The sequence below is a fragment of the Actinomadura chokoriensis genome (assembly GCF_041463665.1).
GTDB lineage: Bacteria > Actinomycetota > Actinomycetes > Streptosporangiales > Streptosporangiaceae > Spirillospora > Spirillospora chokoriensis_A.
On sequence record NZ_JAXCEJ010000038.1, the window covers coordinates 1 to 21,876 of the forward strand.

A 21,876-nucleotide genomic window follows, 5' to 3' on the forward strand; every position below is an offset into this window, starting at 1 on the left:
GTCGCGCTCGGCCTGGTCGCCGATCTCCTCGACGAGGGCGGCGGCCTGGGCGACGAGAGCCCGGAGCGTGTCCGACGTGTCGGTTACGCTGGTCGCGCTGATACCGGTCCTGGTGGGGGCCGAATCTTGTGGGCGGGTCTCCGTGGGCGGGGGCCCGCTCCGCTGCGTCTGGGGCATCAGGCAGCCTCGCCCCCCGGCTGCAGTTCGCGGCTCGTGAGCCACGCTTCAACAGCGGAACGGCGATAGCGGACGCGTCCCGATCGTCCGTCGCTCAGCTTCCGGTAGGGCGGTCCGTAGCCACGAGAACGCCAGTTCGCAAGCGTCTGCTCCGACACCTTCACGAGGGCTGCGACCTCGGGAGGCTTGAGCTCTTCCTCTTCGATCTTCGACACGAGGTCGAACCTCCTTGACGTGATCACTTCGAACTAAGAAGCGATCCGAACGATGATGGAAGCTTCCCCGCTTCTACTTGCTTCTGTCAAGTCGGCATGGTTCACTGCCAACATGGCAGTGGACGAACAGCGGCATCGGCCCGGAGCGCTTGGCCCCACAGGGCGCTTTGTGGCCGGCAACCTTGCTCGGATGCGAGGGACTCAGGGGCTCTCGACTACCGAGCTTTCCCGACGACTCAAGGCTGCAGGACGGCCCATCAGCCCAACGAGCATTACCAAGATCGAGAAGGGAACGCGCCGCGTCGACGTTGACGACCTGGTCGCCCTGTCAGTCGTTCTAGGCGTGAACCCGAATGCGCTGTTGTTCCCCGATGCCGCTGACGCTTCACCCATTGAGGTCACCGCTGCCGAGAGGCTGAACACGGCATACGAGGTGTGGCAGTGGGCGGACGGGCGTGAGCCGCTGCGCGACGATGACGACCCGGATGAGTTCCATGTGCGGGTTCGTCCGAGGGGGCGCCGGCGACTAGTCCGTCACGGTGAAAGGTCCCCGGAAGAGTTGCAGCACCGGAGGAAGACCGTCGAGACGATGGCAGCCCACCTATTCGCCGAGCGAGGTCCCGCAGAGCGTGAGGCGTTCCTCGCCCGGCAAAAGCGCTGGGACCCGGAGCCGTGGGAGTCCGACAATGAGTCGCGTTAAAGACCTCTGGTTCACAGACAAGGCGAAGACCAAGAAGTCCACCCGGCACCCTGACCGCGGCGGCTCCAAGGACGCTAAGCGATGGCTTGCCGTGTGGATCGGGCCGGATGGCAAGGAATGCACCAAGGCGTTCCGGATCCAAGACGCAGCTAAAAAGTACGCGCGCAAGCAGGAAGAGGACATCGAACGCGGCGAGTACATCGACCCGGCCGCCGGCAAGGAGCTCTTGCAGCCGCTCGGCCGCAAGTGGCTCCGGCTGCAGTCCGTGGGCCTGACCAGCCGCGAGCGGTACGAGGGCGTCCTGCGGCTGCACATCGAACCGACGTTCGGGCACCGCAAGGTGAAGTCGGTCAAGCCGTCCGAGGTTGCCGAGTGGCTTCGCGCCCTGTCCAAGACGCACGGGCACTCGATCCAGTCAATGGCGTTCCACATCCTGAGCGGCATGTTCGCCCTGGCGGTCGCGGACGGAGTCCGCAGGGACAACCCGGCACAGTCGGACATCATCACTAAGCCCGCTCCCACAGATGACGAACCACGTGAGGCATGGACGGGGGATCGCGTCTGGGCAGTGATCAGCGCGCACCCTGCGGAGTACGAGCTCATTCCGGTGCTGCAGGCCGGCTGCGGACTGCGCGAGAGCGAAGCGTTCGCCATAGGTGAAGAAGACCTCGACTTGGACGCCGGGAAGGTCGTCATCCGGCGGCAGGTTGCCCGCGTCCGCACCGGCAAGCGCTATGTGTTCAAGCTGCCCAAGGGCGGAAAGACGCGCGTGGTGCCGCTCTCGCCAGGAGTCGTGCGGGCCGTTAGGGCGTACATCGAGACCTACCCGCCGCGGCCGTACGCGCTGCCGTGGCTTGACGAGCACGGCCAGGTGACGGCAGACGAGCACGTGTGCAAGCTGCTGTTCCGCTGGCACGGCGACGATCCCCGCACCCACGGCCAGCACATCCGGGAATCCTCGTACAACCGGCAGGTCTGGAAACCGGCCCTGGTCAAGGCAGGCGTGATCCCGGAGCCAGAGAAGGGCCCGCGCGGGGGAGCGTCCCGGAAGTACCGTGCTGACCGAGCGGACGGCACGCACGCCCTACGGCACTACTACTCGACCACTCTGCAGGACGCCGGGGTGAGCCTCGCCGGGGTGATGGCGTTCCTTGGGCACAGCCGCAACAAGCGGCACATCCCGATCTCTGTCCGCGTCTACGGGCACGTGACCGAAGAGACCTTTGAGGCTGCCCGAAACGCCATCGACCGGAGCCTATTCCGACTCCGCCCCGTTCAAGATCATCAGGCGGACGGAACAGAGACGGAACAGGCGGTCTCGCAATGATCGCGGTGACGGTTCCGACGCAGGTCAGTGCCCAGCGTGGCCGGTCATTCGGGAGAACGTGTCCTTGTCCAGCAGGGCGGGCACGGGACGCAGCCGCCGCAGCAGCAGGTCGGCCACGGTGCTCTTGCCGCAACCGGGCGGGCCCGCCACCACCCACACCGGCGCGGGCGTCACGTCGTCAGGCGCATGCGGCGGGTCGCCAGCCGCTCGATGCGCTCCTCGTCGATCTCGTGGCCGAGGCCCGGCTGGGTGAGGGGGACGCCGACGACGCCGCCGGACGAGCGGACGGGCGGGGTCACGAACACCGGGCCGCCCGCCGGGTCGGACACGTCGCTCGGCAGCGTGCAGCCCGGCAGCGCGGCGAGCGCGACCGCGGCGGCCTGCCCGATCCCGAACGCGCCGGTCCCGCTGCACCACACGTCCCAGCCCGCCGCGTACGCGAGGTCGTGGGCGCTGCGCGCCGCGGTCAGCCCGCCGAGCCGGTCCAGCCGCAGGTGCAGGGCGCGGCCCGCGTCCAGCGACAGCGCGGCGTCCAGGGTCTCCAGGTCGCCGACGGCGGGGGCGACGGCGGTGCGCACCCGCGCCTGGAGCCGGGCGTGCGCGGCGAGGTCGCCGGCCGGGAACGGGCGCTCGACCGCCGCCAGGCCGTAGGCGTCCAGCGCCTCCAGGGCCGCCAGATGGCCGGCGGACTCGCTGTAGGCGTGCCCCGCGTCGGCGACGAGGGCCAGCGCCGGGTACACCTGCCTGATCGCCCGGACGGGCTCCACGTCCCAGCCGGGGCGGATGTCCAGGGTGACGCGGGTGTGGCCCGCTCCAACGGCCTTGTTGACGCGTCCCGTGATCGTGTCGAGCGCCGGTTCGGGGGTGATCCGCGCGCCCGTCACGATGGACGTGCGGGTGCCGCCGAGCGCGTGCGCGAGCGGCAGGCCCCGCGTCCGGCACCACAGGTCCCAGCAGGCCGTGTCGACGGCCGCGGCGGCCTCGCTGGCGCCGAGGTCGGCGGCGCCGGACACGTCCTCGGGCCGCTCCCAGTCGAGCCCGATGAGGGCGGGGGCCATCCGCGTCTCGAGGTCCGCCCAGGCTGCGCCCGGGCCCGCCGCTCCGCCCGGGACGGCCATCTCGCCCCAGCCGACCGCGTCGCCGCCGGTGAGGCGGACGAGCACGCTCTCCGGCCGCCGGCCGCGCGGCATCGCCACGTGGTAGGCGTCGCAGCCCTGGATCAGAGGCACCCTCACCCGCCCTTTCGCAGAGGTCGTCTCCCTCTATGATCCACCCGCCGGCGCGCGCGCCGGTCACGGACAGCTGGCCTCCAGCGACACCGGCTTGCGGCCGGGCGCGGGCGAGGCGGTCCCGTCGGGCGAGCCGGAGGACGTGCCGTCCTCGGTCGGGGAGGCGCTCGGGGATGCGCTCGATGACCCGCCCGCGCCGCTCGGGGGCGCGCTCACCGCGTGCGGGTCGCTGTTGACGGCCTCGGACGCCAGCTTGCGGATCAGCTTGAAGTCGGGATTCCCGGTGTAGATCAGCGGCGGCACGAACTGCAGGCTGCGGATCTCCGCCCCGTCCTTGACCTTGTTGGACAGCTTCACCAGCGCGGGCAGCAGCTCCTGCGGGATGTCGGTCGCCAGCGTCCGCTTGGCGGCGGCGGCGAGCTTGTCGAAGCTCGTGAGGACGGTCTGCGGGTCGGCCTGCTCGGCGATCGCGCGCATCAGGCACTTCTGCCGGGTCATCCGGACGTAGTCGCTGCTGTTGGTGCGGGACCGCCCGTACCAGAGGGCCTCCTTGCCCTTCAGCGTCCGGTAGCCGGGCTGCAGGACCGCGCCCTCCAGCCCGTACGGGATCGGCTCGGTGATCTTGATCTTGACGCCGCCCATGGCGTCGACGATGTCGGCGAAGCCGAACATGTCGACCAGGATGTAGTAGTCGACGTGCAGCCCGAGGACGCCGGCGATGGTGGCCTTCAGCAGTTCGGGGCCGCGGTGGTTCTTCGGGACGCCGGGCACCACGTCCGGGTGCTGCTCGGCGTACTCGTACACCTCGTTCAGCAGGCCCGGGTTCAGCGGGCCGTCGCCGGTGAAGCCGTAGGGGAACCGGTCGCGGGCCGGGCCGGGCGGCATCGGGAAGCGCTCCAGGTTGCGGGGCAGGCTCAGCAGCACCGTGTCGCCGGTCTCGGTGTCCACGCTGGCGAGCGTCATGCTGTCGGTGCGGACGCCGCTGCGGTTCTCGGCCGCGTCACCGCCGAGGAGCAGGATGTTGACGCGGGCCTGCCCGTTGAACGGGTCCTCGGTGTCGACGTGCCTGCCGTTCTCGCTGCCGGTGCGGAAGATGCTGGTCAGCGCGTCCCGGTAGACGTAGGTGCTGTGCGCCGACCACGCCATCGGAACCCCGACCGCGAAGCACATCACGGCGACGGCGGCGGCGCCCAGCGTCTTCGCGCTGATCGACATCCGCAGCGGCCGCAGGATCTGGTACGAGCGGATCACGACCAGGATCCATACCACTCCGAGCGCGACCAGCGCGGCCGACAGGCGCTGCAGCATGTCCGGCTGGACGGCGAAGTGCAGCAGGTCGGGGCGGTACACGGTGGCCGCAGCCGCCACGGCGGCGGCGACCGCGACGTACAGGGCGAGGAGCAGGGAGCCGGCGATCCGGCGGCCGGTGACGAAGTGGGCGATGCCCCAGACCAGGGCCGACGCGAGCGTCAGCGCCAGGGCGCGGGGAAGGCCCCCCGCCCCGCCGGAGGGACCGTCCCCGTCCCTCTCCCGGGCATGCCGACTCGACGACCGACGCATGTACGCTCCGATTCCCACCCACGGTGATTTAAGCCCCGGCTCACATTATGGACGCGCGGAACCGGGCAAAGGTTGCGTGGGAGTCGACCGCATGCGAGCGGGTGATGCCTCTGGACAGCAGGCCCCCCAGGATAGGGAATCCGGCTCCGTTTGGGGAGCCCGGCATGATCGAAAACTGTCCCGGCGGGCTTTACCAACTCGCGGACAGGGGCATTCCCTCGGCGAAACCGGACGTGTTCTGGACCCCGACCGTCGCCCGCTCGTGGAACTCCTCCAGCGTCCGGGCGCCCGCGTAGGTGCACGAGCTGCGCAGCCCCGCCACGATCTGGTCGACCAGGTCCTCCACGCCGGGACGCCGCGGGTCCAGGAACATGCGGGACGTGGAGATGCCCTCCTCGAACAACGCCTTGCGGGCGCGGTCGAAGGGGGAGTCCTCGGCGGTGCGCAGCCGCACCGCCCGTGCGGAGGCCATCCCGAAGCTCTCCTTGTACAGCCGGCCGTCGGCGGTCCGCTGCAGGTCGCCCGGCGACTCGTAGGTGCCGGCGAACCAGGACCCGACCATCACGTTCGCGGCGCCGGCCGCGAGCGCCAGGGCCACGTCGCGCGGATGGCGGACGCCGCCGTCCGCCCACACGTGCCGGCCGAGGCGGCGCGCCTCGGCGGCGCACTCCAGGACGGCGGAGAACTGCGGGCGCCCGACCCCGGTCATCATCCGGGTCGTGCACATCGCGCCGGGCCCGACGCCGACCTTGACGATGTCGGCGCCCGCCTCGATCAGGTCGCGGGTGCCCTCGGCGGTGACCACGTTCCCGGCCACGACCGGGACGGCCGGGTCCAGGCCGCGGACGGCGGCGAGCGCGCTCAGCATCTTGTCCTGGTGGCCGTGCGCCGTGTCGAGGACGAGCACGTCGGCGCCCGCCTCCAGCAGCGCCTTCGCCTTGCCGGCGACGTCGCCGTTCACGCCGACCGCCGCGGCGATCCGCAGCCGGCCGGCACCGTCCACGGCGGGCTGGTACAGGGTGGCGCGCAGCGCTCCGGTGCGGGTGAGCACGCCCGCGAGCCGGCCCTCGGCGTCGACGACGGGGGCGAGCCGGTGCCCGCGCTCGTGCAGCCGGTCGAACGCCTCCCGCGGGTCCACGCCGTCCGGCAGTGTCACGAGGTCGCGGGACATGACGTCGCGGAGCTGGGCGAACCGGTCGACGCCCTGGCAGTCGGCCTCGGTGACCACGCCCAGCGGACGGTCGTCCTCGACGACGATCACGGCGTTGTGCGCCCGCTTCGGCAGCAGCGCGAGGGCGTCCCCGACCGTGCTCTCCGGGTCCAGCCGGATGGGGGTGTCCACGACCAGGTCGCGTCCCTTGACCCAGCCGATGACCTCGGTGACCACGCCGACCGGGATGTCCTGCGGGAGCACCGCGAGCGCGCCGCGCCGGGCGACGGTCTCGGCCATCCGGCGGCCGGACACGGCCGTCATGTTGGCGACCACGAGCGGGATCGTCGTCCCGCTGCCGTCCGAGGTGGACAGGTCGACGTCCAGGCGCGATCCGACCGAGGAACGGCGGGGGACCATGAAGACGTCGTTGTAGGTGAGGTCGTGAGCGGAACGCTCACCGTTCAGCAGGCGCACGGCTGTACTACACACCAATCGCGGATCCGGAGTGGCTGGGCCACCGTACATTGTCGGCCATACCCGACGATGGTCTGGACAAGTCCCCCCGTAAAGGGCCGCAGCGGTGCCGTACCCAGGGGTGATGGCTGTGTGTCCTCCAGGCGTGACCGGCCGGTTCGCGGTGATGTTCCCGCCCTCTTCCAGGCATAACGAAAGTGAACCGGCGCCCCTGGTCGAAAACGGTGCAACGTGGGGCTTGGCTCTCTGTAAAGTTACCTCTTGACGTAACTGCGCCCACGATGCACTTTTTTTACATGTGTCTCACGCGGACGGCGGACCCGCCGTAAGGGGCGTGACAGCAGAACACCGGGAGCAGCGCATGCAGGTCACGCACTTGAGCCCGGTCAGCCATGCCCGCCCGCGCCGCGTGCCGCCCCGGTGGCGGGTCCCGAGCCCCGCCGCCGCGGGCCCCCGTCCGGGCCTCCGTCCGGGTGCCCGTCGCGGTGATCGGCGTCCCCCCGCGCGCCCGCCGCCCGTGCGGGCCCACGCCGTGGGCGCCGGCCGGGCCGCGGCAGCGTTGCGCTGCCGTAGCGGTTTTCCCGGCGCCGGAAACGTCGCCGCGCCGAACCGGTCGCCGACGCTTCGACGGCCGACGGGCAGGGCGAACACGGGCAAGATCAATATTTGACGTCGTACCGTCCTGAAATGGAATGATCTTGCAGTTGCTGGCAAAACGAATCATCAGATGTCGAGGAGGAGAGCCGTGCTGGATGCGGTCGACGCCGTGCTCGTCCGCGAGCTCCAGCGGGATGGAAGGGCGACGTTCCAGGCGCTCGCCGATCGCGTCGGGCTCTCCCGCACGGCCGTGCGGGCACGGGTGCAGCACCTTCTCGAAACGCAGGTCGTCCGCGTCGTCGGCATCGTGCACGCCGCCGTGGTCGGCGCGGAGGCGATCGGGCACGTCTCGGTCACCGTGGACGGCTCCGCCCGGGAGGTGGCCGCGGCCATCGCCGAGCGGCCCGCCGTCAGCTTCACCGCGCTGACCGCCGGCCCCTGCGACCTGGTCGCGCAGGTGCGCACCCGCGACGACGCCGCGCTCGCGGCCGAGACGGACCAGATCCGGTCCATCCCCGGCGTGCGCGCGGCGGAGGTGTTCCGGTCGGTGTCCACCGTGCGCGACACGCACTCGGTGGTGCGCGAGCTCGGCGAGGTCAGCCTCGACGACATCGACTGGCGGCTCCTGCACGAGCTGCAGCGGGACGGGCGGGCCCCCTACACCCGGCTCGCGCACGTCATCGGCCTGTCGCAGGCGGCCACCCGGGCCCGGGTGGTCCGGCTCATGCGCACCGGCGTCATCCAGGTCACCGGGCTGGCCGACCCGCTCGCCCTCGGCGCCGCCGAACTCGGCGGGTTCGGCCTGGTGGTGACCGGCGGGCTGCGGAAGGTCGCGGAGGCGGTCGCCGCGCAGGACGGCGTCCGCTACCTGGCGACCGGCTTCGGCCGCTACGACATCGTCGGGCAGGCCGAGGCGGCCTCCCGGGCCGAGCTGGTGGCCGTGCTCGACGCCATAAGGTCGGTGCCCGGTGCGACGGTGCGGGAGTCCTGGCACCACCTGGACGTGGTGAAGGAGTCCTACGCCGTCGAGCTGCCCGAGCATCCCCTCAACGGGTCGTCGTCCTGACCGGCCACGGCGCCCCGGCCACGGCGCCCGCCATGGCCGGGGCGCCGCCCCCTCACCGCGGGCGCCGCTAGTCGCGGTCGAGCGCGACCTCCTCCAGGTCCAGCTCGTGCATGACGCGGCTCAGGACCTCGTCGTCGATGCGCCGCTCGTCCCGCATGCGGACGAACACCTGCCGCTCGGCCGCGAGCATCTCCCGCCGCAGCCGCCGGTACGCCGCCGTCGGCACCTCGTCGCCCTCCTGGCCCGTCCCGCCGCCGAGCCGCTCCCAGGCGCGCAGCTGCCGGTGCTCGGCGAGCTGGCGGAGCCGCTCCACCACCGACTCGTCCAGCCGCTCCCCGGCGTTCAGCTCCTCCAGCCGGTCCAGCGCGGCCCGCGCCGCCGCGTGCTGGGCGCCCGCCTCCGCGACGGTGTCGGTGTAGCGCTCCCGCTCACCGCCGAAGCGCAGCGCGCGGATCAGCGCCGGGAACGTCAGCCCCTGCACCAGCAGCGTCCCGAGCACGGTCGTGAACGTCAGGAACAGGATCAGGTCGCGGCCGGGAAACGGGCCGCCGCCCGCGGTGAACGGGATCGCGGACGCCGCGGCGAGCGACACCACCCCGCGCATCCCCGCCCACGACACGACCGTCAGGCCGCGCCAGCCCAGCTTCTCCCTCGCCCGCTCCCGCCGCGACAGGAGCCGGGGGATCCGCGAGACGGGGAACACCCACGCGAAGCGCGCGGCGACGGTGACCGCGAAGACCGCGACGGCCCACCAGGCCAGCTCCCGCCAGCCGTGGCCCGACAGGCCGTGCACGACCGGCGGCAGCTGCAACCCGATCAGCAGGAAGACCACCGACTCCAGCAGGAAGACCATGACCTTCCAGAACGAGTGGCCGATCAGCCGGGTCACCGCCGCCGACTCGGTGGACCGGTGGCCGAGGTACAGGCCGCTGACGACCACGGCGATCACCCCGGAGGCGTGCACGCTCTCGGCGATCAGGTAGGCGGCGAACGGCGCCATGACCGCGATGCCGTTCTCCACGAGCGGGTCGTGGATCCTCGTCCGCAGCCAGTGCAGCGGCGGGCCGAGCAGCAGCCCGACTGCCGCCCCGACGGCCGCGGCGAACAGGAACCGCCCGACGCCCTCCATGAGCGTGAACCCGGCGCCGGTGGCCGCGATCAGCGCCACCCGGAACGCCGTCAGCGCCGTCGCGTCGTTGAACAGGCTCTCGCCGACCAGCACCGTCACCGTCCGGCGCGGCAGGCCGAGGCGCTGCGCGACGCTCACCGCCGCGACCGCGTCCGGCGGCGCCACGATCGCGCCGAGCACGAACGCCGCCGACAGCGGCAGGCCGGGGACGAGCAGGTGCGCCGTGTAGCCCACGGCGAACGTGGTGAACAGCACGAGCCCCACCGACAGCAGCCCGATCGACCAGCCGTTCTCGCGCAGGTTGCCGAAGGAGCTCTGCCAGGCCGCCGCGAACAGCAGCGGCGGCAGGAACACGTACAGCACGAACTCCGGGTCGAGCTCGAACTCGGGAACCCCGGGGACGAACGAGAGGCCCAGCCCGGCGATCACCAGGATCAGCGGCGCCGGAAGCCCGATGCGCCGCGCTCCCGCCGCCACCGCCAGGGCCGCGACCGGAACTGCCAGCAGCCAGAGTGCGTGCGTCGTCTCCACTCGCCAGATCATGACATGACCGGCGTTGTCAGTGAGTCTCCCGCCCCGCCTCCTTGGCGAAGGTCAGGAAGTCGCGGGCGGCGGGCGGCAGCCGGCGGTGCGCGTGGACGAGCCCGATCATGCGGGTGATCGGCGGCATGAAGGAGCGGACCGTCACCCCCTCGGTGTCCTCGATCTGGTTGCGGTACCACAGCAGGGAGCCCATCCCGGCGCGGACCCAGCCGAGCCACGCGCCCCGCTCGTCGGACTCGACCGCGGCGACCGGGGTCGCGCCGACGCGGCGCAGCACCGCGTCGATCTCGGCGCGGCGGGCCGTGCCGCGGGCGGGCAGGACCAGCCGCATGCCGTCCAGCGCGGCCGGCGGCACCGGCTCGCGGACCTGCAGCGCGGGCGGCGAGATCAGCACCACCTCGCGCTGCTCGAAGGGGTGCGCGGACATGTCGCCGGGGACGGGCAGGTCGGTGAGCGCGAGGTCGGCGCGTCCCGCGCGCAGCGCCGCCGCGACCCGGTCGCGGTCGTCGCAGCGGATCACCCGGACCCGGACGGCCGGCTGGTGGCGGGCGAAACGCGGGACGAGCCGGCCGGTCAGCTCCGGCTCCAGCGAGGCGGTGACGGCGATGCGCAGCTCCCCGCCGCGCCCGTTGGCGCGGGCGACCGACAGCCCCTCGATCGCCTCGACGGCGTCCAGCGCGACGCGGGCCTGCCGGACGACCTGCTCGCCGACGGGGGTGAGGACGACGCCGCGGCCGGACCGGGCGAACAGCTCGACGCCGAGTTCGCGTTCCAGTTCGCGGACGGCCCGCGACAGCGCGGGCTGGGCAACGTAGAGAGCCTGGGCCGCCGACGTCATCGTGCCGTGGTCGGCGGTCGCCACGACATAGCGCAGCTGCCGCAGATTCATGTGCTGACCGTATGCCACCGAACCGCTGCGGTCCTGGACATAGCCGGAATCGGCCCGAGGAATCGGCCCCGGAGGTCAGCCGCGCGTGCCGGGTGTCGCGCCCCCGGCGGAGGGGACGGTCTCCGGTTCCGGCTGCAGTTGCGGGGCGCCGACGGCGCAGTGGCGCCTGCACTCGGGTTCCACCGCCTCCCCGGACGCGGTGCGCAGCGTGTCGTCGGCGACGGTGAGGAAGCTCAGCACGGCCCCGGCGGCGAGCAGCACGGCGCACGCCGTCATCGAGATCCCGTACCCGCGGGAGAAGTCGGCCGGGTTGTCGAAGGCGTCGCCGGTCAGCCCGGCCAGCGGCGGGATCGCCGCCACCGCCAGCAGCCCGGCCGCCCGCGCCACCGCGTTGTTGATGCCGCTGGCCACGCCCGCGTGCCGGGCGTCGGCGCTCGCGAGGACGGTGGCGGTGAGCGGCGCGACCACCGCCGACAGCCCGAGCCCGAACACCACCACGGCGGGCAGCACGTCCCGTACGTAGGAGGAGCCCGGCCCGATCCGGCCGACGAGCAGCATCCCCCCGGCGGCCACCAGCAGCCCGGCGGTCATCGGCAGCCGAGGCCCGATCTTCTGCGCGAGCGCGCCCGCCCGCGCGGACAGCAGCAGCATCAGCACGGTCACCGGCAGCAGCGCGGTGCCCGCCGCGATCGGCGAGAACCCGGAGACGACCTGGAGGTTGACGACGACCAGGAAGAACAGCACGCCCATCCCGCCGTACATGAGGAACGTGACGACGTTGACGGCGGAGAACTGCCGCGAGGCGAACACGCCCAGCGGCAGCATCGGCTGGGGCGCGGCGCGTCCCCGCCGCGCCCCCGGCAGCCGCTGGCCCTTGCCGCGCATCCGCTCGACCAGCACGAACGCGGCGGCCGCCGCGAGGCCCAGCACGGCGGCGGTCCCGATCACCGGCGGCGGGGCGCCCCCGCCCGGCGCCTCGGTGAGCGCGTACGTCGTCCCGGCCAGGGCGAGCGCCGCCAGCACGGCGCCGAGCACGTCGAAGCGGCCGCGCGCCTCCGGGTCGACGCTCTCGGGGACGTGCCGCAGCGACACCAGCACCACGACGGCGGCGAGCGGCACGTTCAGCAGGAACACCCACCGCCACCCCGCCGCCTCCACGAGCCAGCCGCCCGCGAACGGCCCGACCGCCGCCGCGACGCCGCCGAAGCCCGACCAGGCGCCGACCGCGCGGGGACGGTCGTCGGGCGCGAACGACGCCTGGATGATCGCCAGCGAGCCCGGGGTGAGCAGCGCGCCGCCGAAGCCCTGCAGCGCCCGCGACACGATCAGCAACCCGATGTTCGGCGCGAGGCCGCACAGCACCGACGCCGTCGCGAACCACACGACCCCGATGAGGAACACCCGGCGCCGCCCGAACCGGTCGCCGAGCGACCCGCCGAGCAGGATGAACCCGGCGAGCGTCAGCGTGTAGGCGTTGACCGTCCACTGCAGCCCGGCCACGTCGGCGTGCAGGTCGCGGCCCAGGGCGGGAAGCGCGACGTTCACGACCGTGGAGTCGAGCAGCGCCACGCCCGACCCGAGCACGGTCGCCAGCAGGATCCAGCGTCCGGGCCCGCTGCGCAGCGGGACCTCCGGCATCAGACGATCAGTTCATCGACGAAGCACCAGCGCCAGTCCTCGCCCGGTTCGAACGACCGGACGATCGGGTGCCCCTCCTTCTGGAAGTGCGCGGTGGCGTGCCGCATGGGGGAGGAGTCGCAGCAGCCCACATGGCCGCAGCCGAGACACAGCCGCAGATGGACCCACCGAGTCCCCTCCTCCAGGCACTCCTGGCATCCCTGCGGGGTGTTCGGGGACGGGTCCACGGCCGGAACCGACTGCACGTGCTCACAAGTGCCCATATATGCATCGTGCCACGCGGTCGGTCAGCGGATCACCAATGGTCGGGGGAGAACGGCTCGTCCTCGGGACGCGCGGAATCCGACAGAAGCCGCAGGTCCGACTCGACCATCATCGTGACCAGGCCCTCGAAGGTCACCTCCGGCTCCCAGCCGAGCTGCTCGCGGGCCTTCTTCGGGTCCGCGCAGAGCAGGTCGACCTCGGCCGGACGGGTGTACTTGGCGTCCAGGACGACGTGGTCCTCCCAGTTCAGGTCCGCCGTGCGGAACGCGAACTCCACCAGCTCCCGCACCGACTGGGTCTGGCCCGTTCCGATGACGTAGTCCTCGGGGGCGTCCTGGGCCAGCATCAGCCGCATCGCGCGGGCGTAGTCGCCCGCGTAGCCCCAGTCGCGCCGGGCGTCCAGGTTGCCGAGGCGCAGCTCCGTGGCGAGGCCCAGCTTGATGCGCGCCGCGCCCAGCGACACCTTCCGCGTGACGAACTCGGCGCCCCGGCGCGGCGACTCGTGGTTGAACAGGATCCCGCTGACCGCGAACATCCCGTAGGACTCGCGGTAGTTCTGCGTGATGTAGTGCCCGTAGCTCTTCGCGACCCCGTACGGGCTGCGCGGGTGGAACGGGGTCTTCTCGTTCTGCGGCGTCTCCCGGACCATGCCGAACATCTCCGACGAGGACGCCTGGTAGAAGCGGATCTGCTCCCGGTCCGGCGTGCGGGACGGGCTGATGCCCGACACCACGCGGATCGCCTCCAGCATCCGCAGGACGCCCATGCCGGTGACCTCGGCCGTGAGCTCGGCCTGCTGCCACGACATCGGCACGTAGGAGATCGCGCCCAGGTTGTAGACCTCGTCGGGCTGCACCCGCTCCACCGCGGAGATCAGGCTGCCCTGATCCAGCAGGTCGCCGGTGGTGATCTGCACGTCGCCGATGTGCTTGCGCAGCCGCGACACATGGGGGTTCGCCTGCCCCCGCACCAGGCCCCAGACCTCGTAACCCAGCTCAAGCAGATGCTCGGCCAGATACGAGCCGTCCTGTCCGGTGATGCCGGTGATGAGTGCTCGCCTGGACAGCGGATCCTCCATGGCTGAAATAGGTCCGATGTGGGCCCACCACGGGTGGAACCCGTAACGAGCGTGATTTATGAGATTACCGACCACGACGGGATGATGACGAGGGAGGGCACCGTTTGAACCGAATTCACTTCTGGTTCGCCCGGCGGGACGTCCCTGTGCCACCGTGGGACCCATCATGAGCTCTCCGGACGCGCCGCCGCTGCGGCTGAACGGGCGGGAGATCGGCCGCCACGCGATCATGGCCGTGGTGAACCGCACGCCCGACTCGTTCTTCGACAGGGGCGCCACCTACGGCTTCGACGAGGCCCTGGACGCCGTCGGCCGCGCCGTCGCCGACGGGGCCGACATCGTCGACATCGGCGGCGTGAAGGCCGGCCCCGGCGAGGACGTCGAGGTCGACGAGGAACTGCGCCGGGTGGTGGACCTCGTCGCCGCCGTCCGCGAGCGGCACCCCCGCGTCGTGATCAGCGTCGACACCTGGCGCGCGGAGGTCGGCGAGGCCGTCGCCCGCGTCGGCGCCGACCTGCTCAACGACACCTGGGGCGGGCCCGACCCGCGGCTGGCCGAGGTCGCCGCCGCGCACGGCATCGGGCTGGTCTGCGCGCACGCGGGCCCCCTCGGCCCCCGCACCCGGCCGCACCGGATCGGCTACGACGACGTGGTCGCGGACGTCATCGGGCACGTGACCGCCGAGGCGGAACGCGCCGTCGCGCTCGGGGTGCGGCGCGACGCGATCCTCATCGACCCCGCCCACGACTTCGGCAAGAACACCCGCCAGTCACTGGAGATCACCCGGCGGCTCGGCGAGATGACCGCCACCGGATGGCCGGTACTGGTCGCGGTGTCCAACAAGGACTTCATCGGGGAGACGCTCGGCCGCCCCGTCGACAGACGCGGCGTCGGCACCATGGCCGTGCTCGGCGTGTCCGCCCTGCTCGGCGCCCGCGTTTTCCGCGTCCACGACGTCCCCGCCGCCCGCCGCGCCCTGGCCGCGGTCACCGCCCTCGGGGCCTAGCGTCCGCGTCCCCTGCTGAGGGGACGACCTCCGGACGTCGGCCTCCGCTCGGCCTCCGCTTCGCCGGCGCCCCGGCGGTCCTCAGTGCGCGGCTTCGCGCTGGCGGGCGCGGTAGGCGGCGACGTGCATGCGGTTGCCGCACGTCCGGCTGTCGCAGTAGCGGCGGCAGCGGTTGCGCGACAGGTCGACCAGGACGCGCGAGCAGTCCGGCGCCTCGCAGGTGCGCAGCCGGTCCAGTTCGCCCGCCGCCACGACGTACGCCAGCGCCATGCCGCAGTCGGCCGCCAGGTGCTCGCCGAGCGGGGCGCCGGGCGCGAAGAAGTGCACGTGCCAGTCGTAGCCGTCGTGGTCGGTCAGGTGCGGGGTCGCGCGGACCTCGCCGACGATCTCGTTGATCCGCCGGACGGCGGAGGGGACCTCACCGGCGCGGAACACCGCGTGGAACCGCTCGCGCAGGTCCATCACCCGGAGCAGGTCGGCGTCGGTCAGCTCGCCCACGTCGCTGAAGTCGTTGCGGTCCACGAACGCGCGCAGCCCGGCCAGCCCGCCGAGCTCCTCGGCGCCGGACGTCGCCGCGCCGGTGTTGATCAGGTCGACGACGACGGCGAGCGCGTGCTCGGTGTCATGAGTGAAGATCACGATGACTCCAGTCTCGGGGGACCGGGGCGGTCGTTCTCCCGGCGCCGTCGCCGGGGCCGGAACGCGGCCCGTGGCCCCCACCATATGACGGTGACAGGGCAGGCCGGGGCCCGCCCCGGCGGTACGCGCCGGCGCGCCCGGCGGCCCGGCGCGGCCGGAACGTTCCACGAAACGCGCCGCCCGGACGCGTACCCGGAGGCGTTCGCGGTGAAGGTGTCCGCCGTCGTCATCGGCGTGCGGGTGCTGTGGCAGCTCGGGATCAGGCCGCTCGCCCGGCTGGTGCCCGGCGGCCCGCGCAGCCAGGAGGGCCTCGGCCGGCGGCAGCGGCTCGTCATCGGCCTCGGCGGCAGGCGCGGCGCGATCTCGCTGGCCATCGCGCTGTCGCTGCCCGCCGCGGCGGGCGCCGAGCGCGGGCTGCTGGTCCTCCTCGCCGCGCTCGTCGTGCTGGTCACGCTCGTCGGGCAGGCGCCAGGCTGCGGACGCTCTACCGCGACGGCCGGATCGGGGCCGAGACGCTTCGCGAGATCAGCCGCGAACTCGACTTCGAGGACCCGTCGGCCATCCGGAGGGCGCGGGGCTAGCCCGGCCGCCCCGGCCGCCGTGCCGCGTCAGCGCTCGTAGTGCGGGTCGGCGACGACCGGGTAGTAGGCGTCGGTATGCTGGATGCGCATCGTGACGGACGTCCCCTCCAGCGTGTAGTCGGCCTTCACCTGGCGGAACATCGAGTCGCTCGCCCACGGGTTGTAGAGCCGGCCCACCGTGGCGCCGTAGCGCAGATGGACGACGTCGTAGCCGCCGGACGGCATCGACTCCAGGGCGAGGCCGTCGGCGAGGGAGACGGCGAACCGGAACTCCGAGGGGGCGTCGGGGCCGTGGATCACCGTGAGCAGCCGAACCCCGCCGGCCGTGGTCTGCGCCACGATGTCGGTGTCGACGTCCACGCCGACGAAGACCCGCAGGCTGGGGCGCAGCACCTGCGCGACCGTGTCGGCGGCGGTGGCGTCGATGCCGAGGTGGATCCGCTGCCCGTCCCTGGTCGGCACCCACACCCCGTCACGCGCCCGCTGGCCCCACGCGACGTCGGGGTTCTCCAGCTCCTGCGGCTCGTTCTTGCCCCGCGCGACCAGAATCCTGGAGGCGGCGCTCATCGCCGCGGCAGCCCCGTCCCGTGCATGCCTCATGACGGGCCCCCTCGCCTTCTTTCACCACTCGCGTGACTTCGCGCTCGTCCTGGATTTACCACGGGCAGGGCGGACCGGGCGTCCAGTGCCCTGCCGCTGGTCGATAAGTGACGTTCGCCCCGTGCGTCGTTGGACTTTACACCACGCTTATCAGCGCCGGTCGGGCTGGGCGGGGAGCTGTGGGCGGCCATTCCCGGCCGGTCCCGCCTGGGGTGACGATGCGCGCCCGGCCCCTCACGCAGCGGACCGCGGGCCGTCCGGCGACCGGACGGCCCGCGGTCTCGAGCGGACCCCGTCAGGCGAGCGCGGGCTCTCCGGCGGTGACGCTCACCGAAAGGTCGCCGAGCACCTCGCTCAGCCGGTCCAGGGCGCTCGCGATCCACGGCAGCGCGGTGGGCGCGGACGACGCCAGGGCCGCGCCGCGCTGCGCGTCGTCCTCCCCGTAGAGCAGGCTCGGCGCCACCCGCATGCGCAGCGCCGCGGGCGCGTCCCCGAACGAGCTGCCGGGCAGGACCCCGACGCCGTACCGCTCCAGCAGCAGGTGCGTGAGGTCGCCGGCCGTGCGGACGCCGTGGTTCTCGCGCAGCACGTCCCGCAGCGGCCCGAAGTCGGGGTAGACGTAGAAGGCCGCTTCGGGACGGCGGACCAGCGCGCTGGCGGCGGCGAACCGGTCGGCGACCGCGCCGGTGACCGCGGCGTGCAGCCGCCGGCTGCGCTCGACGTGCTCGGCCAGCTCGGGCGGCTCGGCGAACGCGTAGGCGGCGGCGTGCTGCATCGGGGCGGGGGCGCTCGACCAGATCTCGCTCGCCACCCCGAGCAGGCTGTCGCGCAGCGCGCGGCCGAACGGCCCGTCCGGCAGCCGCGCGACCCCGATCCGCCAGCCGCCGGCCGCGAGGCTCTTGCTCAGCGCCGTCGTCACCACGGTCCGCTCCGGCGCGTACAGGGCCGGGCTCGGCACCTGCCGCCCCCGCGCGTGCACCAGGTCGCGGTAGATCTCGTCGGAGAGGATCACCAGGTCGTGCTCGCGCGCGACCGCGCAGAGCCGCCGGACGGTCTCCTCGGAGGCGATCGTTCCCGTCGGGTTGTCGGGCAGCGTCAGCACGACCGCCCGGACGTCGCGGCCCCGCGCGCGGGCCCGCACCACGGCGTCGGCCAGCAGCGCCGGGCTCGGCACGCCGCCCTCGCCCGGCGGCGTGGCGACGCGGATCGGCTCCGCCCCGGCCAGCGACGCCTGCGCGGCGTAACTCACCCAGCTCGGCGCCGCCACGACGACGTCGCCGCCGAGCGAGGTCAGCAGGGCGAACAGCAGCGGCTTGCTGCCGGGGCCGGCGACGACGGCGTCCGGGTCGGTGGGCAGCCCGCGCCGGGCCCAGTAGCCGGCAGCGGCGGCGCGCAGGGCGGCCGACCCGGCGACCGGACCGTAGGCGCCCCGGTCCGCGGCCGACTCGAGCTCCCGGGTCAGCGCGGGATGTATGGGGATCCCGGCCTCTCCGAAACCGAGGGGGAGCACGCGCTCGCCCTCCCTGCGCTTGCGGGCGATCGCCTCGTTGACCGCGAGCGTCGCCGAAAGCGGAACCGGGCGCGGGGTGAAGGACAGCGGCCGGACGGGTGCGGACTGGTTCTGGGCAGGCATCAACGCTCCAAAGGGCATGACGAAATAGACGGTGGGTGACCGTGGAATCCCCGTGTGTGCGACCCGGCCGGGCTCGCCTAACTCTTGCCCGCAACAAGCATCATTACAAGCGAGTCTCATCGATGCTGACCGTAAGCTGTGCTGATGCTAGAACTGCGTCGCCTGCGGCTGCTCGCCGAATTCGCCCGCCGCGGCAGCATCGCCGCGACCGCCGCCGCCCTCGGCTACACCCCCTCCGCGGTCTCCCAGCAGCTGGCCGCGCTGGAACGGGAGGCCCGCGTCCCGCTGCTGGACCGGACCGCGCGCAGCGCGGAGCTGACCGACGCCGGGCGCCGCCTCGCCGAGCGCGCCGAGGAGATCCTCGGCCTGGTCGAGACGGCGGAGGCGGAGCTGTCGGCGCAGGCCGACGCGCCCTCGGGGCGGATCGTGGTGACCGCGTTCCCGACCGCCGCCGTCGCCTTCGCGCCCGCGCTGGCGCGCAGCCTAGGCGAGCATCCCGGGCTGACGTTCGTGCTGCGGCAGACCGCGCCCGGCGCCGGGGTCCGCCAGGTGCAGAGCGGCGAGGTCGACATCGCGCTCATCGACGACTGGACGGGCAAGGTCCCCGACCAGGCGCCCGCCGCGCTGGAGTTCTTCCACCTGCGCCGGGACCCCCTCGTCCTGGTGGTGCCGGAGGCGCATCCGATGTCGGATCCGGACCGGCGGGTCGACCTGGAGCGGCTGCGGGAGGAGCCGTGGATGGCCGCGCCGCCCGGCGAGCCGTCCCGGCAGGCCGTGGAGCGGCTGCTGGACACCGTGGGAGGCGCCCGCCCGGTGCCGTGGGAGTTCGAGGGGCTGCACACGATCCTGAGCCTGGTGGCGCGGGGGATCGGGATCACCGCGGTGCCCGCGCTGGCGCTCGCCGCGGGCGACCGGGGCGTGGCGGTGCGGCGCATCCCCGAGTGCACGCTGGCGCGCGAGGTGTACGCCGTCACCCGCACCGCGAGCGTGTGCAGACCGTCGGTGGCGGTGACCCTGCGCGCCATCTACGCCGCCGCGAGGGAGGTCCAGCCGACCCCGCCGGAGGGGTGACGGAAAACCGTGGACGAGTACTGAGGTGAGGGATGCCTAAAGTCGGAAATAAGCCCGGGATGTCGGTTCGACAATGGCCGGATCCGGCCGCGACCCGCACCCGGCCGGCGCGCAGGCCGAACTAAGGAGGGAACAAGCCGTTCGGCCCGGATCGTTCGAAAACGGACGGCTGGCCGCGGATCATCACGTACGTTGGGGCGAATCGTGAGCACATCCGAGTCCATGCACACCGATCGGGGAGCGCAGTACTCGATGGAACCAACGGCGACCGCGCCCGCGGACCCGCCCTTGAAGGCGGAAGCGTCCGCTCCCGAGGCGCAGGGCGGCCTGACCAGGGCCGCCAACGAGCACGACGGCGGGCACCACGCGTTCGAGCTGCCGCGGGTGACCGCGCTGCTCATGCACGCGCTCCCTCGCTTCGTGGAGGGCGTGATCGCCCCGGTGGCGGTGTTCTACGCCGCGCTCATGCTGCTCGGCCTGAACGGCGCCCTGATCGCCGCCGTCGCGTGGGTCTACGGCGGCATCGCCTACCGGTACGCGCGCGGCCACCCGGTGCCGGGGATGCTGCTGCTGGCCGCGGTCGGCGTGACCGTCCGCGCGGGCCTGGCGGCGGCCACGCACAGCGCGGTCGTCTACTTCCTCCAGCCGACCCTCGGCACCCTCTGCGTGAGCATGGCCTTCCTCGCCTCGGTGCCGCTCGGCAGGCCCCTCGCCATGAAGCTCGCCAAGGACATGGCGCCGATTCCCGACGCCTTCTACAAGCACGACAGGGTCCACCGGTTCTTCCTGCGGATCTCGCTGCTGTGGTCGGCGGTCCTGCTGGCGAACGTCGGCGTCAGCCTCTGGATGCTGTTCAACGAGTCGATCAGCATGTACCTGTGGATCCGCACCGGCATCGTCGCCGGGCTGGGCGCGATCGGCGTCGCCGTCTCGGTCTGGGGCTTCAAGCGCCTGCTGCGGCACATCAACCGCGAACCCGCCTCGTCCGGAAGCGCCGTCTGAACAGCGGCGTCCCCGTCGAACGCCCCGAACTTTCCCACGGTTCGGGGCGTCTCCATGTGTAGGTAGATTCACCGGACACGGGGTGAATTTGACGGGTTTGGGGGATTTGTGGCGATCAAGGGTCGTGTGGGGCTCGTGCTGACCGGGGGCGCGGGCGCGGTGGCGATGCTCGCGACCGGCTGCTCGATCGGCGGCGAGGGGAAGCTCGCCTCGGGCGGATCCGACACCGCGGTGACGATCACACCGGCCAACGGGACCGCCCAGGTGAAGCCGGACGGCGCCATCGAGGTGAAGGCCTCGGACGGCAGGCTGCAGGACGTCACCGTCCAGGGGGAGGGCGCCGCCGTCACGGGGGAGTTCGGCGACGGCCGCAAGACGTGGCGCTCCACCCGCACCCTGACGCCCGGAACGTCCTACACCGTCACCGCGCTCACCCGCGACGACGGCAGGACCCGCACGGTGACCAGTTCGTTCACCACGCTGAAGCCGGCCGCGACGCTGAACATCGTGGACGTCACCCCGAACCTGAAGGGGGAGAAGGTCGGCGTCGGCATGCCGATCTTCGTGCGGTTCGACCGTCCGGTCACCGACAAGGCCGCCGTGGAGCGGACGCTGCGGGTGACCCCGGAGAAGCCGGTCGAGGGCGCGTGGCGGTGGCTCGCGCCCGACCAGGTCGTCTACCGGACGAAGACGTACTGGCAGCCGCACCAGACGGTCCGCTTCCAGGCGTCGCTGGCCGGAGTGAACGCGGGCGGCGGCGTGTACGGGGCCAAGGACGCGCAGGCGACGCTCAGCATCGGCGCCGCGCAGATCACCACCGGCGACATCGGCGGCCACCACATGACCGTGACGCGGGACGGCGAGAAGCTGCGGACGATCCCGTTCAGCGCCGGCAACGGCGAGTCCCGCGAGTTCACCACCACCAGCGGCGTCCACCTGCTGATGGAGAAGGGCAACCCCGTCACGATGACGTCCCCCGGCCGGGAGGAGGGAGACCCCGGCTACTACAAGACGGTCGTCGACTACGCGGTCCGCTTCTCCAACAGCGGCGAGTACGTCCACTCGGCGCCCTGGTCGGTCGGGTCGCAGGGGTCGGCGAACGTCAGCCACGGCTGCCTGAACGTCAGCCCGGCCAACGCGAAGTGGTACTACGACACCATGCAGCGCGGCGACGTCATCAAGCTGACCGGCACCGACCGCGAGGTCGAGTGGGACAACGGCTGGAGCTTCTGGCAGATGCCGTTCGACAAGTGGAGCCAGGGCAGCGCCCTCCGCTGATGCAACGCTTTGATCTCGGACGCCCGC

At 72.6% G+C, this 21,876-nt stretch carries 20 protein-coding genes and 1 pseudogene; 8 read left to right on the forward strand and 13 right to left on the reverse strand.

Annotation, left to right across the window (positions count from 1 at the left end; genetic code table 11):
* Positions 1 to 176: 176 nt before the first annotated feature.
* Positions 177 to 392 (reverse strand): helix-turn-helix transcriptional regulator, encoded by a 216-nt coding sequence (locus SM418_RS35780; protein ID WP_371946085.1) that lies wholly within the window; start codon positions 390 to 392, stop codon positions 177 to 179.
* 112 nt (positions 393 to 504) lie between these two features.
* Here SM418_RS35780 and SM418_RS35785 point away from each other — a divergent pair, with 112 nt between their 5' ends.
* On the forward strand, positions 505 to 1,092 hold the full coding sequence (locus SM418_RS35785) for a helix-turn-helix domain-containing protein (protein ID WP_371946084.1): 588 nt from the start codon (positions 505 to 507) through the stop codon (positions 1,090 to 1,092).
* A gap of 91 nt (positions 1,093 to 1,183) precedes the next feature.
* A complete protein-coding gene (locus SM418_RS35790) occupies positions 1,184 to 2,419 on the forward strand; it encodes a tyrosine-type recombinase/integrase (RefSeq protein WP_371946083.1) in 1,236 nt (411 codons plus the stop codon).
* 57 nt (positions 2,420 to 2,476) lie between these two features.
* On the opposite strand, the pseudogene SM418_RS35795 reads toward SM418_RS35790, so the two are convergent.
* The 4 genes and pseudogenes from SM418_RS35795 to SM418_RS35810 all read right to left on the reverse strand — a co-directional run.
* A pseudogene (locus SM418_RS35795) lies at positions 2,477 to 2,593 on the reverse strand (AAA family ATPase); the annotation flags it as partial.
* The gene (locus tag SM418_RS35800) at positions 2,590 to 3,648 is read right to left on the reverse strand and encodes an enolase C-terminal domain-like protein (RefSeq protein ID WP_371946082.1); all 1,059 of its coding nucleotides are present in this window, start codon (positions 3,646 to 3,648) and stop codon (positions 2,590 to 2,592) included. The pseudogene SM418_RS35795 and the gene SM418_RS35800, both read right to left, overlap by 4 nt.
* Before the next feature lie 63 nt (positions 3,649 to 3,711).
* On the reverse strand, positions 3,712 to 5,208 hold the full coding sequence (locus SM418_RS35805) for an LCP family protein (protein WP_371946081.1): 1,497 nt from the start codon (positions 5,206 to 5,208) through the stop codon (positions 3,712 to 3,714).
* 190 nt (positions 5,209 to 5,398) lie between these two features.
* A complete protein-coding gene (locus tag SM418_RS35810; protein ID WP_371946080.1) occupies positions 5,399 to 6,835 on the reverse strand; it encodes a GuaB1 family IMP dehydrogenase-related protein in 1,437 nt (478 codons plus the stop codon).
* Positions 6,836 to 7,580: 745 nt separating this feature from the next.
* On the opposite strand from SM418_RS35810, the gene SM418_RS35815 reads away from it, so the two are divergent.
* On the forward strand, positions 7,581 to 8,498 hold the full coding sequence (locus SM418_RS35815; RefSeq protein WP_371946079.1) for an Lrp/AsnC family transcriptional regulator: 918 nt from the start codon (positions 7,581 to 7,583) through the stop codon (positions 8,496 to 8,498).
* A gap of 67 nt (positions 8,499 to 8,565) precedes the next feature.
* Here SM418_RS35815 and SM418_RS35820 read toward each other — a convergent pair whose 3' ends face one another.
* The 5 genes from SM418_RS35820 to SM418_RS35840 all read right to left on the reverse strand — a co-directional run bounded on the left by SM418_RS35820 (position 8,566) and on the right by SM418_RS35840 (position 14,027).
* On the reverse strand, positions 8,566 to 10,158 hold the full coding sequence (locus SM418_RS35820; RefSeq protein ID WP_371946078.1) for a Na+/H+ antiporter: 1,593 nt from the start codon (positions 10,156 to 10,158) through the stop codon (positions 8,566 to 8,568).
* Between the two features lie 28 nt (positions 10,159 to 10,186).
* Complete coding sequence (locus SM418_RS35825) at positions 10,187 to 11,059, reverse strand: LysR family transcriptional regulator (RefSeq protein ID WP_371946077.1); 873 nt, start codon at positions 11,057 to 11,059, stop codon at positions 10,187 to 10,189.
* A gap of 75 nt (positions 11,060 to 11,134) precedes the next feature.
* Positions 11,135 to 12,697: an MFS transporter gene (locus tag SM418_RS35830; RefSeq protein WP_371946076.1), complete on the reverse strand. Its 1,563-nt coding sequence runs from the start codon at positions 12,695 to 12,697 to the stop codon at positions 11,135 to 11,137.
* Positions 12,697 to 12,960, reverse strand: coding sequence for a ubiquitin carboxyl-terminal hydrolase 14 (locus SM418_RS35835; RefSeq protein ID WP_371946075.1), 264 nt, complete (start codon positions 12,958 to 12,960; stop codon positions 12,697 to 12,699). The genes SM418_RS35830 and SM418_RS35835 overlap by 1 nt, the downstream gene beginning before the upstream one ends.
* A gap of 32 nt (positions 12,961 to 12,992) precedes the next feature.
* A complete protein-coding gene (locus SM418_RS35840) occupies positions 12,993 to 14,027 on the reverse strand; it encodes a GDP-mannose 4,6-dehydratase (protein ID WP_371946088.1) in 1,035 nt (344 codons plus the stop codon).
* Between the two features lie 178 nt (positions 14,028 to 14,205).
* On the opposite strand from SM418_RS35840, the gene folP reads away from it, so the two are divergent.
* Positions 14,206 to 15,045 (forward strand): dihydropteroate synthase, encoded by an 840-nt coding sequence (gene folP / locus SM418_RS35845; RefSeq protein ID WP_371946074.1) that lies wholly within the window; start codon positions 14,206 to 14,208, stop codon positions 15,043 to 15,045.
* Positions 15,046 to 15,126: 81 nt separating this feature from the next.
* On the opposite strand, the gene SM418_RS35850 is transcribed toward folP, so the two are convergent.
* Positions 15,127 to 15,684 carry a CGNR zinc finger domain-containing protein gene (locus tag SM418_RS35850; RefSeq protein ID WP_371946073.1) on the reverse strand — a complete coding sequence of 186 codons (558 nt, stop codon included), beginning with the start codon at positions 15,682 to 15,684 and terminating at the stop codon, positions 15,127 to 15,129.
* 90 nt (positions 15,685 to 15,774) lie between these two features.
* Between SM418_RS35850 and SM418_RS35855 the strand changes: the two genes are divergently transcribed.
* A complete protein-coding gene (locus SM418_RS35855) occupies positions 15,775 to 16,305 on the forward strand; it encodes a cation:proton antiporter domain-containing protein (protein ID WP_371946072.1) in 531 nt (176 codons plus the stop codon).
* On the opposite strand, the gene SM418_RS35860 is transcribed toward SM418_RS35855, so the two are convergent.
* Both SM418_RS35860 and SM418_RS35865 read right to left on the reverse strand, forming a co-directional pair.
* On the reverse strand, positions 16,293 to 16,865 hold the full coding sequence (locus SM418_RS35860; RefSeq protein WP_371946071.1) for a hypothetical protein: 573 nt from the start codon (positions 16,863 to 16,865) through the stop codon (positions 16,293 to 16,295). The two genes, SM418_RS35855 and SM418_RS35860, sit on opposite strands and share 13 nt — an antisense overlap.
* Before the next feature lie 295 nt (positions 16,866 to 17,160).
* Positions 17,161 to 18,498 (reverse strand): pyridoxal phosphate-dependent aminotransferase, encoded by a 1,338-nt coding sequence (locus SM418_RS35865; protein WP_371946070.1) that lies wholly within the window; start codon positions 18,496 to 18,498, stop codon positions 17,161 to 17,163.
* Between the two features lie 144 nt (positions 18,499 to 18,642).
* On the opposite strand from SM418_RS35865, the gene SM418_RS35870 reads away from it, so the two are divergent.
* From SM418_RS35870 to SM418_RS35880, 3 genes are all read left to right on the forward strand, one after another.
* Positions 18,643 to 19,569: a LysR family transcriptional regulator gene (locus SM418_RS35870; RefSeq protein WP_371946069.1), complete on the forward strand. Its 927-nt coding sequence runs from the start codon at positions 18,643 to 18,645 to the stop codon at positions 19,567 to 19,569.
* Between the two features lie 204 nt (positions 19,570 to 19,773).
* Positions 19,774 to 20,571, forward strand: coding sequence for a VC0807 family protein (locus tag SM418_RS35875; RefSeq protein WP_371946068.1), 798 nt, complete (start codon positions 19,774 to 19,776; stop codon positions 20,569 to 20,571).
* A gap of 108 nt (positions 20,572 to 20,679) precedes the next feature.
* Positions 20,680 to 21,849 carry a L,D-transpeptidase gene (locus SM418_RS35880; protein ID WP_371946067.1) on the forward strand — a complete coding sequence of 390 codons (1,170 nt, stop codon included), beginning with the start codon at positions 20,680 to 20,682 and terminating at the stop codon, positions 21,847 to 21,849.
* Positions 21,850 to 21,876: the final 27 nt, after the last annotated feature.